Below are 13,585 nucleotides of genomic sequence, written 5' to 3' on the forward strand. Positions count from 1 at the left end.
CCTGTGAGACGGCTATCCCTCAGGGTCGTACACGTCGGCGAGGGTCGGGAAGCGCGGCAGCACGTTGTGGGGGTGCCGCACCACGGCCGTGTTGCGCAGATGGGTCGCCACCAGCTCCTCGATCGTCGGCGGCTTCGTGGTGCGTGAGTCCTGACCGGTGTGCTTGAGGTAGGCGAAGGTGGCCCGCCGGGAGTCGAGCACGGTCGGCAACCGGGTGTCCACCGTCATGTGGTTGCCGGGACGGGGCAGGTCGAGGGTGCCCTGCTCGGCGTCCCAGCTCCCCACGACCGCCTGGCCCAGGGCGCCGAGCACGTAGTGGCGCCCACGCAGGTGCGTGACGCGGCCCTCGTGGTAGACGGCCTCGAGCCCCTTGGACAGCGAGACGGCCCACCCCGGACCGTGCGAGCGCACGTGCCCGTCGAGGACGTCGATGAAGTCGAGGCTGAGCAGGTCGTCGTCGTCCACCCGCAGCCACACGACGGGGCGGGAGCCGGGACGCTCTGCCTCCAGGGTCCGACGCACGATCTCGTTGATGCCGCCGTCCTCGACCGGGTGCAGGGAGAGCACCGGATACCGCTCGGCCGCCGCGCGCAGCCGCCCGATCCACGGCTCTGGCATCTCGGGGGAGTAGGTGACGACGTGCCGGTAGTCGTGCCTCTCCGTCCAGCGCTGCAGCACGGGCACGGCGAGATCGAGGAAGATCTGGTCGCGGGCGGTCATCCGCTCCGGGGACCAGAGGTGGTCCAGGTAGGCGCTCTCGTCCTTGAACCGCTTGCTGGCCTTGAAGGCCAGGCCCTTGTCGTCGGTGAAGTGGGCGCTGTAGCGGGTCCAGCCGAAGTAGACCGGGTCGGCGCTGCCCTGCGCGGGAACGGCTGTCACCTCCGCGGCCTCGGCACCTGCCGGGGCCCCCTGCCCGGTGACCAGCACCCGGCCTGCGACGCGGAGCCTCCGGGCTGCGCCGCGGGCACGCCGGCGGACGGTCGTCGTCACGTCACGAGAGATCGCCATGGGCACATCGTGCCTGACGCTCCCCTCGGCGGGTGCCAGGTATGGATAGGGTCGGTGCATGCGTCGTCTCCTGGTGACCGGTGGTGCCGGGTTCATCGGTTCGAACTTCGTCCATCACGTGCTGGAGCACACCGATGCCCGGGTGACGGTGCTGGACGCGTTCACGTATGCGGCGTCGCGGGAGGCGTTGGAGGGGTTGCCGGCCGATCGGGTGCGGGTGGTGGAGGGGGATGTCTGCGACGCGGGCCTGGTCGGTGCGCTGGTGGGCGAGCTCGCGGACGCGGAGGGGGGTGCGGTGGTGCACTTCGCGGCGGAGTCGCACAACGACAACAGCCTGGCCGATCCCTCGCCGTTCGTGACGACGAACGTCGTGGGCACGTTCACGGTGCTGGAGGCGGTGCGGGCCCACGGGGTGCGCCTGCACCACGTGTCCACCGACGAGGTGTACGGCGACCTGGAGCTGGAGGACCCGGGCCGGTTCACCGAGTCCACCCCGTACCGGCCCTCGAGCCCGTACTCGGCGTCCAAGGCGGGGGCGGACCACCTGGTGCGGGCGTGGGTGCGCTCGTTCGGGGTGGCGGCGACCTTGTCGAACTGCTCGAACAACTACGGTCCGTGGCAGCACGTGGAGAAGTTCATCCCCCGGCAGATCACGAACGTGCTGGACGGGGGGCGGGTCAAGCTGTACGGGTCGGGGGCCAACGTGCGTGACTGGATCCATGCCGATGACCACTCGAGTGCGGTGCTGGCGATCCTGGAGCGCGGTGTGATCGGGGCGACGTACCTGGTGGGGGCGGACGGGGAGCGGTCCAACCTGGAGGTGGTGCGGCTGGTCCTGGAGCTGATGGGCCGCGACCCCGACGACTTCGACCACGTGACCGACCGGGCCGGGCACGACCTGCGGTATGCGATCGACCCGACCCGGTTGCGCACCGAGCTGGGCTGGGTGCCGCGCTTCACCTCCTTCGAGGAGGGGCTGGCGCGCACGATCGAGTGGTATGCCGCGCACGCGGACTGGTGGCGCCCGAAGAAGGCCCGGGTCGAGGCGGCCTACGCGGCCAAGGGGCAGTGAGCGTGGCCGAGCTGGCGGTGAGCCCCACCGGCATCCCGGGGCTGCTGGTGGTGTCCCTGCCGGTGCACGGTGATGAGCGGGGCTGGTTCAAGGAGAACTGGCAGCGGGCCAGGATGGTCGCGGCCGGGCTGCCGGACTTCGCCCCGGTGCAGCACTCGGTCGCCTCCAACGGCCCGGTGGGGGTGACGCGGGGGTTCCACGCCGAGCCGTGGGACAAGTTCGTCTCCCTGGTCCACGGGAAGGCGTTCGGGGCCTGGGTCGACCTGCGCGAGGGGCCCACCTTCGGGGCGGTGCACACCCAGGCCCTGGACGAGGGGACCGCGGTGTTCGTCCCGCGCGGGGTGGCCAACTCCTACCAGACCCTGACCGAGGACGTCGTCTACTCCTACCTGGTCAACGACCACTGGTCACCGGAGGCGTCCTACACGATGCTGAACCTGGCCGACCCGACGGTCGGGATCGACTGGCCGGTCCCGCTGGAGCAGGCCGTCGTCTCCGCCAAGGACCGGGACCACCCGTTCCTGGCCGACGTCACCCCGGTGCCGCCACGACGGGCCCTGGTCCTGGGCGCCGGCGGCCAGCTCGGCAAGGCCCTGCTGGCGGCGCTGCCGGGTGCGCAGGGGCTGGGCCACCAGGACCTGGACCTGGCCGACCCGGACGCCGTGGCCGCGTTCGACTTCTCCGGGGTCGAGGTGGTCCTCAACGCGGCGGCGTTCACCGCGGTCGACGCCGCCGAGACGCCCCAGGGGCGGCGCGAGGCGTGGGCGACCAACGCCACCGGCGTCGCGGCGCTGGCCCGCGCGGCCGTGCAGCACGGTCTCACGCTGGTGCACTACTCCAGCGACTACGTCTTCGACGGCACCCAGGAGGTCTACGACGAGGAGGACCCGTTGGCGCCGCTGGGGGTCTACGGCGCGTCCAAGGCCGCCGGTGACCTCGCGGTGTCGCTGACCCCACGGCACTACCTCATCCGCACCTCCTGGGTCGTGGGCGAGGGCAGGAACTTCGTGGCCACGATGGCCGACCTCGCCGCCCGCGGCGTGGTCCCGGCGGTGGTCGCCGACCAGGTCGGGCGGCTGACTTTCACCGCCGACCTGGCCGCCGCGACCACCCACCTGCTGACCACGGGTGCCCCGTACGGCACCTACGACGTGACCTCCACCGGGAAGCCGTGCAGCTGGGCCGACGTCGCACGCGAGGTCTACCAGCACCTGGGGGCTGACCCGGCAACGGTCAGCGACACCACCACCGAGGCCTACACCGCCGCGGCAGCATCGAGCGGGCCGGTCGCACCCCGCCCGGCCCGTTCGGTCCTGTCGCTGGAGCGGATCACCACGACCGGGTTCACCCCCACCGACCAGACCGCGGCGCTGAGCGCATACCTGGCCGCCCGCGCCGGCACGAGCGAGGAGCAGGCATGAAGGGCATCATCCTGGCCGGGGGCACCGGCTCGCGGCTGCACCCGATCACCCTGGCGATCTCCAAGCAGCTGGTGCCGGTCTACGACAAGCCGATGATCTACTACCCGCTGTCCACGCTCATGCTCGCCGGGATCCGGGACGTGCTGGTCATCACCACCCCGCACGAGGCCGACCAGTTCACCCGGCTGCTGGGCGACGGGTCCCAGTTCGGCATCTCGATCAGCTACACCACCCAGCCCTCCCCCGACGGGCTGGCCCAGGCGTTCCTGCTCGGGGCCGACCACATCGCCGGCGACCGGTGCGCGCTGGTGCTGGGCGACAACATCTTCTACGGCCCCGGCATGGGCACCCAGCTGCGCCGCTTCGACGACCTCGTCGGCGCCGCGATCTTCGGCTACCGGGTGGCCGACCCCACCGCCTACGGCGTCGTGGAGTTCGACGACGCCGGCCGGGCGGTCTCCCTGGAGGAGAAACCCGCCCGCCCGAAGAGCTCCTACGCCGTGCCGGGCCTGTACTTCTACGACGAGCACGTCACCGACCACGCCCGCGCCCTGAGGCCCTCGGCCCGCGGCGAGCTGGAGATCACCGACCTCAACCGCCGCTACCTGCAGCAGGGCCAGCTGCACGTGGAGGTCCTGCCCCGCGGCACCGCCTGGCTCGACACCGGCACCTTCGACTCCCTCAACGACGCCTCCTCCTACGTGCGCACCCTCGAGGCCCGGCAGGGTTACAAGGTCGGGGCCCCCGAGGAGGTCGCCTGGCGCATGGGCTTCCTCACCGACGCCCAGCTCGCCGAACGCGCCCAGCCCTTGCGCAGGTCGGGCTACGGCGACTACCTGCTCGCCCTCCTCGACGGCTGAGCCCAGCGGGGTCTGAGACGATGCCGCCCATGCCGCAGCAGATCGCCTCCGAGCTCGTCGCCAGCGTCGCGCAGGTCCACGTCACCGTGGGCCAGCGGGTCGAGGCCGGCGAGGAGGTGGTGCTCCTGGAGTCGATGAAGATGGAGATCCCGCTGCTGGCCGAGGCCGCCGGGACGGTGGTGGAGGTCCACGTGTCACCCGGCGATGTCGTCCAGGAGGGCGACGTCGTGGTGGTGATCGGCTAGAGGCCGCTGGTCGCCCGGCCGAGGCCGGCGACCCGCCACTCGATCTGCTCCAGCGGGGTCCGGGCGGCACCGGCGCCGACCAGCTCGTGGTGGAGCACCGGGGTGAGGGAGCGGACGTAGGTCGCGGTCAGGTGGCTGCCCTGCCGGAACACCAGGACGTCACCGACCACCGACGGGCAGGCCGGCTCCGGACCGCTGCCGGGGCACACCCAGCGGTTGAGGTCCAGCAGCGGCACCCCCAGCTCCTCGGAGGCGAGCGTCAGCACCGGGGTGCCCGAGCCCCGTCCGGACTCGTAGGCGCAGGCGCCGTAGTCGTCGGGGTGCGCCCCCACGCACTCGTAGGACGTGAGCCCGTCCGGCAGCTCCTCCCGGTCCGGGGCGGGGTTGTCCGCGAGCATGACCACGCGGGCCCCGGCGTCGACGGCCGGCTGCAGGTGCTCGACCAGCGAGGTCGCCATCTCCTCCCCGCCGTAGCGGCCCATCGACGTCAGGATCAGGTCGGGCACGTGCTCGGCGGAGCCGAGCCGCTCGGACAGGGCCGCGTTGTAGTCGACGCAGTCCGGCTCCTGCTCGACGGCGACGAAGCCGCACGCCGACTTGGTGTAGACCTTGACCCGCCAGCCCTCCTGGACCGCGATCGGCTCGAGGGCGGAGACCCACTGCAGCGCCTTGGAGTCGCCGACCAGGGCGACGGACACCTCGCCCTCGCGGTCGCCGAAGACGCAGACGTGGTCGGGCGTGATCTCGCTGGAGCCCTGGGCGACCTGGCAGCCCGCCCCGTAGGCGGCCCGCGGGGTGTCCTCGACGGCGATGTCGGGGTCGGGGTAGACCGTCCCGGTGGTGGTGAAGAGCCGTTCGGGGTCGGGCACGGGCTGCAGCCGGTCCGTGGTCCGGCTGGCGGGGTCCACCAGCCCGACGGCTCCGGCGGTGGGGGGCACGTCCCCCAGCTGGCGCGGGTCGAACTGCGGAGCGGTCTGGAGGACGGCCGCGCCCACGGCGGCGGTGGCGGCCATGCTGGCCGCGCCGTAGAGGAGGCCCCGGCCGGTCCGGCGGGCCAGGGCCGGGTGGAAGCGTATGGGGTTCTCGACCAGGCGCAGGGTCGCCCAGGCCAGGACGACGGAGCCGGCGGCGACGGCGAGGCGGGCGGCCAGCCCGGAGTCCGGGCGGGTCTCCTCCAGGAGCCGGAGCGCGGGCCAGTGCCACAGGTAGAGGCCGTAGGACAGGCCGCCGAGGAAGCGCATCGGCCCCACCCCGAGCAGCCGGGCGGGTGGGCTGTGCGCCCAGGCGGCCCCCGCCGCGACGACGGCGGCGGTGCCCAGGGTCGGCAGCAGGGCGGCGCTGCCCGGCCAGGGCGTGCCCGGGTCGACCAGCACGACCGTCAGCCCGATGAGCACCAGGCCGGCCCAGGCCAGTCCGGCTGCCGCCGGCCGGCGCAGCCGGGCGAGCTGCGGGGTGAGCAGGACGAGCAGCCCGCCCACCCCCAGCTGCCACACCCGCGTGGTCGTGACGAAGTAGGCGGTGCCGGGCGACTGCGCCGTGTGCACCACCGACCAGAGCAGGGACGCGGCGACCACCAGCCCCAGGGTGAGCGTCAGCCCGGCTGTCAGGGACAGCCGCAGCCGCCGGCACAGCCACAGCACGAGCAGGATCAGCAGCGGCCAGACGACGTAGAACTGCTCCTCGACCGACAGCGACCAGTAGTGCTGCAGCAGGGACGGGGCCGAGTCCTCCGCGAGGTAGTCCACCTCGCGGCCGGCGAGGACCCAGTTCACGACATACAGCGTCGCGCCCACGACGTCGGTGCCGAGCTCGCCCCGACGGCCCGCAGGCAGCAGCCACCAGCCGGCCACGGCCGTGACGACGAGCACCAGGGAGGCCGCCGGCAGCAGCCGCCGTGCCCGCCGGGCGTAGAACCGGGTCAGGGAGACCGTCCCGGAGCGTCGCGCCTCCGCGACCAGCTGGCCGGTGATGAGGTAGCCGGAGATGACGAAGAAGACGTCGACGCCGGCGAAGCCGCCGCCGAAGCCCGGCACGCCCGCGTGGTAGAGCAGCACCATGAGCACGGCGACGGCGCGCAGCCCCTCGATGTCCCCCCGCAGCGGGGCGCGGCGAGGCGGGCGCTCGTCCGCCGGCGTGCTGGCCGGGGCGGTGGTGCCGGTCGCTGCGGTCACGGGGGGCGTCAGTCGCGGCTGTAGAGGTCGCGGGTGTAGAGCTTGTCGCCGAAGGTTGCGGCGGTCTCGTCGAGGCGGTTGGCGATGATGACGTCGGCGGCGGCGGTGAACTCGGCCAGGTCGTCGGTGACGCGGGCGCCCTGGAAGGTGTCGGCGTCCAGGGCGGGCTCGTAGATGACGATCTCGGTGCCTCGGGCCTGCAGGCGGGACATGACGCCCTGGATGGAGGAGGCGCGGAAGTTGTCCGAGCCGGCCTTCATGATGAGCCGGTAGATGCCCACGGTGGCCGGGCGGCGCTCGTGGATGTCGGCGGCGATGAAGTCCATCCGGGTGGTGTTGGCGTCCACGATCGCGGTGATCAGGGTCTGGGGCACGTCGCCGTAGTTGGCCAGCAGCTGGCGGGTGTCCTTGGGCAGGCAGTAGCCGCCGTAGCCGAAGGAGGGGTTGTTGTAGTGGTCCCCGATGCGCGGGTCCAGGCCGACGCCCTCGATGATCTGGCGGGTGTCCAGGCCGCGGGTGGCGGCGTAGGTGTCCAGCTCGTTGAAGTAGGCCACCCGCATCGCCAGGTAGGTGTTGGCGAACAGCTTGATCGCCTCGGCCTCGGTGGACCCGGTCAGCAGCACCGGCACGTCCTTGTCCACCGCCCCCTCCAGCAGCAGGTCGGCGAACATCCGCCCCCGCTGCCCGGTGTCGCCGACGATGATCCGGGACGGGTGCAGGTTGTCGTGCAGCGCCCGGCCCTCGCGCAGGAACTCGGGGGAGAACAGCACCGCCGCGCCCGGGTGGGTCTCGCGCAGCCGCTCGGTGAACCCGACCGGGATCGTGGACTTGATCACCACCGTCGCCTCCGGGGCGCGCGCGAGCACGTCCACCAGCACCTTCTCCACCGAGGAGGTGTCGAAGAAGTTGGTCTCGGTGTCGTAGTCGGTCGGGGTGGCGATCACCACCACCTGCGCGCCGTCGTAGGCCTCACCGGGGTCGGTCGTGGCCCGCAGGCCCAGGTGGTTGTGCGCCAGGTAGTCCTCCAGCTCGGGGTCCACGATCGGGGAGCGCCGGGCGTTGATCAGCCCGACCTTCGCCTCGTCGATGTCCAGGGCCACCACCTCATGGTGCTGGGCCAGCACCACGGCGTTGGACAGGCCCACATAACCAGTACCGGCGACGGCGATCTTCATCAAGGCTCCTCGTGCTGCTCTCGGACCGGTCCAGTATGTCGTGGCGTCGGTGAGAGCAGGATGAGGCCGGCAGGGCAGGCCCGCGGCCGGGTGCGGACGGGGATTAGGAGGCTCCCCTCCCCGCCCGGTATCGTGGAGGGGTTCACCGTTCCACCGTCCACGGGCCACGTGCCTGTGGACAACTCCTGTCCGGCCCGCGCGGCCGGTGGCAGGCTGTGCGGAGCGGTGGCGACGTATGAAGCCCTCCTGTCACGGAGAGACCGTGACCGCCATGAGACCGAAGGAGGTGGGTTCACGCATGCGTCAGTACGAGCTGATGATCATCCTCGACCCCGAGACCGACGAGCGTAACCTCCAGCCCACGCTGGAGAAGATGCTGACCGTCGTGGGGAAGGAAGGTGGCTCCGTCGACGAGATCGACGTCATGGGACGTCGCCGCCTGGCCTACGAGATCAAGAAGCAGGCCGAGGGGATCTACGCGGTCGTCCAGATGACCGCCGAGCCCGCGACCGCCCAGGAGCTGGACCGCCAGCTGGGCCTGAACGAGTCCGTCCTGCGGACCAAGCTGCTGCGCCGCGACGCCTGAGCGTCGAGGCGCACACCCCCCGAGGACATTTCGAAGACCAACGGATCGAGGACGACCTGACATGGCCGGAGAGACCCCCATCACCATCGTCGGCAACCTGACGGCCGACCCGGAGCTGCGCTTCACCCCCAGCGGTGCGGCTGTCGCCAACTTCACCGTGGCGTCGACCCCCCGCCAGTTCGACCGCCAGGCCAACGAGTTCAAGGACGGCGAGACGCTGTTCATGCGCTGCTCGGTCTGGCGCGAGGCGGCGGAGAACGTCTCCGAGTCCCTGACCCGCGGCGCCCGCGTCGTGGTGACCGGTCGTCTCGTCTCGCGCTCCTGGCAGACCCAGGAGGGCGAGAACCGCACCGTCATGGAGATGCAGGTCGACGAGATCGGCCCGTCGCTGCGCTACGCGACCGCCAAGGTGACCAAGGCCCAGCGCGGCGGCGGTCAGCAGGGCGGCTGGGGTGGCCAGCAGGGCGGTCAGCCCGCAGCAGGTGGCGCCTCCTCCGGCGGACAGCAGTCCGGCGGCTGGGGCGGCCAGTCCGGCGGGCAACAGTCCGGTGGCCAGGCCGCCGGCGGCCAGCCCGACTCCGACCCGTGGGCGACCGGCGGCCAGTCCGGCCAGTCCGGCCAGCAGGCCGGTGGTGGGTGGGGCGGCGCGCCGTCCTACGACGAGCCCCCGTTCTGATCCACTCCATACCCGAAGAACACCATCCCGAGCACAGCTCGGGCTCTCACGAAAGGGGAGAGCACCACGATGGCCAAGCCCGTAGTGCGTAAGCCCAAGAAGAAGGCGAACCCGCTCAAGTCCGCGAAGATCGAGTCGATCGACTACAAGGACACCGCGCTGCTTCGCAAGTTCATCTCCGACCGCGGCAAGATCCGCGCCCGTCGCGTCACCGGCGTCTCCGTCCAGGAGCAGCGCCGCATCGCCAACGCGGTGAAGAACGCCCGCGAGATGGCGCTGCTGCCCTACAGCAGCTCCGCCCGCTGACCCCCGCGCCGCTAGAGGAGAAGCTGATGAAGCTCATTTTGACGCAGCCCGTCTCGGGCCTGGGCTCCGCCGGTGACGTCGTCGACGTCAAGGACGGCTACGCCCGCAACTTCCTGCTGCCCCGCAAGGTCGCCACCCCGTGGACCAAGGGCGGCCAGAAGCAGGTCGACGCGATCACCCAGGGCCGCGCCAAGCGTGCCCTGAAGTCGGCCGAGGACGCCGCGGCGGCCAAGGACCGCCTGGAGGGCACCACGATCTCCGTGGCCGCCCGTGCGGGTCAGGGCGGTCGCCTGTTCGGCGCCGTCACCCCGTCGGAGATCGCCGACGCGATCGTCGCCGCCGGTGGCCCGCAGGTCGACAAGCGCCAGATCGAGGTCCCGACCCCGATCCGCTCCGTCGGCGAGCACCCCGTCCACGTGCGCCTGCACGAGGGCGTCTCCGCCGACCTCACCATCACCGTCACCGCCTCCTGAGGGAGGTGACCGGGCTCGCCCGGTCACGGTCGCTCCGGCCCCGGCCCGCCCTGTGCGGACCGGGGCCGGAGCGCGTCCGGTGCGAAGGGGCGTCGGTCGCGCCTGCCGGGCCCCGGTAGACTGCTGGTTCAGCCAGCCGACAGCAGACCCGAGGAGGGCCCGCGCTCGTGACCGTCGCCATCCTCCTGCTGATGCACGTGGGGGCCGCGGTCCTGGCTCCCACCCTGGTCCGGGTCCTCGGCTCCCGGGCCTTCGCGGTCCTCGCCCTCGTCCCGGCCGGCACCGCCGCCTGGGCGGTCACCCAGCTGGCCGCGGCCGGCACGCAGGACCCCTACTCCGAGCGGATGTCCTGGGTCGACGACCTGGGCATGGACCTGGTCTTCCGCCTCGACACCCTGGCCTGGGTGATGACGCTGATCGTCTCGGGCGTCGGCGCGCTGGTCCTGGTCTACTGCGCCCACTACGTCGACGCCGAGGGCGAGGACAACGTCGGGCTGCTCGCCGCCTGCCTCGTGGCCTTCGCCGTGGCGATGCTCGGGCTCGTCACCGCCGACGACCTGCTGCTGCTCTACGTCTTCTGGGAGATCACGACCGTCCTGTCCTACCTGCTCATCGGCTACCTGTCGACGAGCCAGGCGAGCACGCGCGCGGCCAAGCAGGCGCTGATCGTCACCACCGCGGGCGGCCTGGCCATGCTCGTGGGCATCGTCCTGGTGGGGCACGCCTCGGGCACCTACCGGATCAGCGAGCTGGTGGCCCACCCGGTCACCTCCCCCACGGTCACCGTCGGCATCGTGCTCCTGCTGGTGGGTGCCGTGAGCAAGTCGGCGCTCATCCCCTTCCACTTCTGGCTGCCCGGCGCCATGGTCGCCCCCACCCCGATCAGCGCCTACCTGCACGCCGCCGCGATGGTCAAGGCCGGCGTCTACCTCGTGGCCCGCCTCGCGCCGGGGTATGGCGACCTGCCGGCCTGGCAGGTCGTCGTGCTCGTGCTCGGCGGCAGCACGATGCTCCTCGGTGCCTTCCGGGCGACGCGGCAGAACGACCTCAAGCTGCTGCTGGCCTACGGCACGGTGAGCCAGCTCGGGTTCCTCATCCTGCTCCTCGGCTACGGCAGCACCGGAGCGACCCTGGCCGGCCTGACCCTGGTCGTGGCGCACGCGCTCTTCAAGTCCAGCCTGTTCCTGGCGGTCGGCACCATCGACCACTCCACCGGCACCCGCGACATCCGCCGCCTGGTCGGGGTGCGGCAGCACATGCCGGTCCTGGCCTTCTTCGCCACCCTCGCGGCGATGTCGATGGCCGGGCTGCCGGTGCTGCTCGGGTTCGTGGGCAAGGAGGCCGCCGTGGCGTCGGTCATCCACCCGGCGGACGGCTGGTGGTCGCTGCAGGGCGCCGCCGCGGTGGCGGTCGTGCTCGGCTCGGTGCTGACCATGGCCTACTCCACCCGGTTCGTCTGGGGCGCCTTCACCGACGGCGCGCGCCCGCCGATGGGCAAGCCCACCCCGCCGCGCTGGCACCCCCCGACGTGGGTCCTCGTGGGCGTCCCCTCGCTGCTCTCGCTCGGCGGCCTGGTCCTCGGGGTGACCTCCACCTCCCTGGAGAAGGTGCTCGAGCCGCACACCACCACCGTCACGCACGTCGCCGAGTCGCACGAGGTGCACCTCGGCCTCTGGCACGGGGTGGGCGCCCCGCTCCTGGTGTCGGTCGGCATCTGGTCCCTCGGCCTGGCCTGGTGGTGGGCCCAGGCCCGGCGGCCCGTCGAGGTGCCGGTCCCGCTCGTCCCCTTCGACGCGGGCCGCAGCTACCACCACCTCATGCGCGGTGTCGACCGGGTGGCGCTGGAGACCACGGGCTTCATGCAGCGCGGCTCGCTGCCGGTGCTGCTGGGCATCATCTTCACCGTCGTGGTCGTGCTGCCCGGGGTCACGATGGTCGTCCGGGGGATCTCCTGGCCCAACGACGTGCGCTGGGCCGACTCCCCGGCGCAGGTGCTCACCGGCGCGCTCGTCGTCCTGGGCGCCTTCCTCGCCACGCGTGCCCGCCGGCGGCTGCGTGCCGTCTTCCTGGTCAGCGTGACCGGTTACGGCACCGCGATGCTGTTCCTGCTGCACGGCGCCCCCGACCTGGCCCTGACCCAGCTGCTGGTCGAGACCGTCACGCTGGTCGTGCTGGTGCTCGTGCTGCGGCGCCTCTCCGGCCGCTTCCCCGACGACCCCACGCGGCTGACCCGTCGGGTGCGGGCGCTGCTGGGCATCGCCGTCGGCACGACCGTCGGCGTGCTGGCCCTCGTAGCGGCGGGCTCGCGGGTGCACGAGCGTGCGGGGATCGGCCTGGGCCAGCGCGCCTACGACTACGGCGGCGGCGCCAACGTCGTCAACGTCATCCTCGTCGACGTCCGCGCCTGGGACACGATGGGCGAGCTCTCCGTGGTGCTCGCGACCGCGACCGGCGTCGCCAGTCTCATCTTCCTGCGTGACGACAACCTCCAGCGAGCCGCCCAGGGGCTGCTGCGCGCCCGCTCCCGGTGGGCCGGTGCCCGCGTCGAGCCCGACGCCGAGCCGGTGACCCCGTCGGGCACCTCGTGGATCGCCGGCACCGACGTCCTCGACCCCGACCGTCGCTCCACGATCCTGGAGATCGTCACCCACCTGGTCTTCCACACGATCATGCTGTGGTCGGTCTACCTGCTGTTCTCGGGCCACAACGACCCGGGCGGCGGTTTCGCGGCCGGCATCGTGGCGGGTCTGGCGCTGTGCCTGCGCTACCTGGCCGGCTACGGCGCCGAGCTGCGGGCGGCGCTGCCCGTGCGGCCCGCATCGCTCCTGGGCACCGGGCTGTTCATCGCCGCCGGCTCCGCCGGCCTGCCCATGCTGGTCGGCTCGCCGCCGCTGCGCAGCTGGGTCGCCGACGTCCACGTGCCCCTGCTCGGAGACGTCCACGTGGTCACCTCGCTGCTGTTCGACCTCGGTGTCTACCTTGTGGTGATCGGGCTGATGCTCGACATCCTGCGCAGCTTCGGCTCCGGCATCGACGACCAGATCCGCACCGAGCGCGAGCAGGCCGCCGAGCGCGAGGAGGTGGACGCGTGAGCCCCAACATCACCACGATCGTCGTGGCCTCCGTGCTCGTCGCCACCGGCACCTACCTGTTCCTGTCGCGGTCCCTGGTGCGTGCCCTCATGGGCTTCCTGCTCCTGGGCAACGGCGCCAACCTGCTCTACATCGTCGCCTCCGGGCCCGCCGGGGCGCCGCCGCTGGTCGGCAAGACCGAGGGGCCGATGGCCGACCCCGTGCCGCAGGCGCTGGTGCTCACCGCCATCGTCATCACCCTGGGGATGACCGCGTTCGTGCTGGCGCTGGCCCACCGAGCCCGACAGCTCTCCGGTGTCGACCTCGTCACCGACGACACCGAGTCGGCGCGCATCCACGCCCGGGCCGAGGCGGACGACACCGGCAGCCCCTCCGCCCGCGCGGTCTCCGACCAGATCGCGGCCGAGGGCGAGCGCACCGAGAGCCGCTACCACGACGGCGACACCGGGCGGCCCGCCCGCGGCGAGGACGGGGAAAACCGGTGATCACCCCATACGCCT

At 72.2% G+C, this 13,585-nt stretch carries 13 protein-coding genes; 10 read left to right on the plus strand and 3 right to left on the minus strand.

The genetic code is table 11. The features are described 5' to 3' along the window. Window positions 1-12: 12 nt before the first annotated feature. Complete coding sequence (locus K330_RS0101505) at window positions 13-1,008, minus strand: glycosyltransferase (RefSeq protein WP_022920089.1); 996 nt, start codon at window positions 1,006-1,008, stop codon at window positions 13-15. Between the two features lie 58 nt (window positions 1,009-1,066). On the opposite strand from K330_RS0101505, the gene rfbB reads away from it, so the two are divergent. Genes rfbB through K330_RS0101525 form a run of 4 tightly spaced genes read left to right on the plus strand, consistent with a single transcriptional unit; the run spans window position 1,067 to window position 4,606 of the window. Further along, entirely contained in the window at window positions 1,067-2,080 is a 1,014-nt protein-coding gene (rfbB, locus tag K330_RS0101510; RefSeq protein WP_022920090.1) for a dTDP-glucose 4,6-dehydratase, read from the plus strand. A gap of 2 nt (window positions 2,081-2,082) precedes the next feature. Next, window positions 2,083-3,501 (plus strand): sugar nucleotide-binding protein, encoded by a 1,419-nt coding sequence (locus K330_RS0101515; RefSeq protein WP_029202190.1) that lies wholly within the window; start codon window positions 2,083-2,085, stop codon window positions 3,499-3,501. Then, window positions 3,498-4,361, plus strand: a complete 864-nt coding sequence (rfbA, locus tag K330_RS0101520; RefSeq protein WP_022920092.1) for a glucose-1-phosphate thymidylyltransferase RfbA — start codon at window positions 3,498-3,500, stop codon at window positions 4,359-4,361. Before K330_RS0101515 ends, rfbA begins: the two co-directional genes overlap by 4 nt. 29 nt (window positions 4,362-4,390) lie before the next feature. Continuing rightward, a complete protein-coding gene (locus tag K330_RS0101525; RefSeq protein WP_022920093.1) occupies window positions 4,391-4,606 on the plus strand; it encodes a biotin/lipoyl-binding carrier protein in 216 nt (71 codons plus the stop codon). Here the strand turns inward: K330_RS0101525 and K330_RS18430 are convergent. Together K330_RS18430 and K330_RS0101535 are read right to left on the minus strand one after the other, a co-directional pair. After that, window positions 4,603-6,777, minus strand: coding sequence for an acyltransferase family protein (locus tag K330_RS18430; protein WP_022920094.1), 2,175 nt, complete (start codon window positions 6,775-6,777; stop codon window positions 4,603-4,605). The genes K330_RS0101525 and K330_RS18430 overlap by 4 nt on opposite strands. An 8-nt stretch (window positions 6,778-6,785) precedes the next feature. After that, the gene (locus K330_RS0101535; RefSeq protein ID WP_022920095.1) at window positions 6,786-7,952 is read right to left on the minus strand and encodes a nucleotide sugar dehydrogenase; all 1,167 of its coding nucleotides are present in this window, start codon (window positions 7,950-7,952) and stop codon (window positions 6,786-6,788) included. Window positions 7,953-8,250: 298 nt separating this feature from the next. Here K330_RS0101535 and rpsF point away from each other — a divergent pair, with 298 nt between their 5' ends. From rpsF to K330_RS18435, 6 genes are all read left to right on the plus strand, one after another. Beyond that, entirely contained in the window at window positions 8,251-8,538 is a 288-nt protein-coding gene (gene rpsF / locus K330_RS0101540) for a 30S ribosomal protein S6 (protein WP_022920096.1), read from the plus strand. Between the two features lie 61 nt (window positions 8,539-8,599). Then, window positions 8,600-9,214 carry a single-stranded DNA-binding protein gene (locus K330_RS0101545; RefSeq protein ID WP_029202191.1) on the plus strand — a complete coding sequence of 205 codons (615 nt, stop codon included), beginning with the start codon at window positions 8,600-8,602 and terminating at the stop codon, window positions 9,212-9,214. Between the two features lie 69 nt (window positions 9,215-9,283). Beyond that, window positions 9,284-9,520 carry a 30S ribosomal protein S18 gene (gene rpsR, locus K330_RS0101550; protein WP_022920097.1) on the plus strand — a complete coding sequence of 79 codons (237 nt, stop codon included), beginning with the start codon at window positions 9,284-9,286 and terminating at the stop codon, window positions 9,518-9,520. Window positions 9,521-9,546: 26 nt separating this feature from the next. Beyond that, window positions 9,547-9,993: a 50S ribosomal protein L9 gene (gene rplI / locus K330_RS0101555; RefSeq protein ID WP_022920098.1), complete on the plus strand. Its 447-nt coding sequence runs from the start codon at window positions 9,547-9,549 to the stop codon at window positions 9,991-9,993. A gap of 167 nt (window positions 9,994-10,160) precedes the next feature. Then, a complete protein-coding gene (locus K330_RS0101560) occupies window positions 10,161-13,085 on the plus strand; it encodes a Na+/H+ antiporter subunit A (protein ID WP_022920099.1) in 2,925 nt (974 codons plus the stop codon). After that, window positions 13,082-13,570: a Na(+)/H(+) antiporter subunit C gene (locus tag K330_RS18435; RefSeq protein ID WP_022920100.1), complete on the plus strand. Its 489-nt coding sequence runs from the start codon at window positions 13,082-13,084 to the stop codon at window positions 13,568-13,570. Before K330_RS0101560 ends, K330_RS18435 begins: the two co-directional genes overlap by 4 nt. The last annotated feature ends 15 nt before the right edge of the window (window positions 13,571-13,585 follow it).

The sequence above is a fragment of the Ornithinimicrobium pekingense DSM 21552 genome (assembly GCF_000421185.1).
In the GTDB taxonomy this organism is placed as follows: Bacteria; Actinomycetota; Actinomycetes; order Actinomycetales; family Dermatophilaceae; genus Ornithinicoccus; species Ornithinicoccus pekingensis.

Bases quoted from the DNA above. Each gene is read 5' to 3' on its own strand.
- K330_RS0101505 (WP_022920089.1), bottom strand. From the start codon at position 1,008: ATGGCGATCTCTCGTGACGTGACGACGACCGTCCGCCGGCGTGCCCGC.
- rfbB (WP_022920090.1), top strand. From the start codon at position 1,067: ATGCGTCGTCTCCTGGTGACCGGTGGTGCCGGGTTCATCGGTTCGAAC.
- rfbA (WP_022920092.1), top strand. From the start codon at position 3,498: ATGAAGGGCATCATCCTGGCCGGGGGCACCGGCTCGCGGCTGCACCCG.
- K330_RS0101525 (WP_022920093.1), top strand. From the start codon at position 4,391: ATGCCGCAGCAGATCGCCTCCGAGCTCGTCGCCAGCGTCGCGCAGGTC.
- K330_RS0101535 (WP_022920095.1), bottom strand. From the start codon at position 7,952: ATGAAGATCGCCGTCGCCGGTACTGGTTATGTGGGCCTGTCCAACGCC.
- rpsF (WP_022920096.1), top strand. From the start codon at position 8,251: ATGCGTCAGTACGAGCTGATGATCATCCTCGACCCCGAGACCGACGAG.
- K330_RS0101545 (WP_029202191.1), top strand. From the start codon at position 8,600: ATGGCCGGAGAGACCCCCATCACCATCGTCGGCAACCTGACGGCCGAC.
- rpsR (WP_022920097.1), top strand. From the start codon at position 9,284: ATGGCCAAGCCCGTAGTGCGTAAGCCCAAGAAGAAGGCGAACCCGCTC.
- rplI (WP_022920098.1), top strand. From the start codon at position 9,547: ATGAAGCTCATTTTGACGCAGCCCGTCTCGGGCCTGGGCTCCGCCGGT.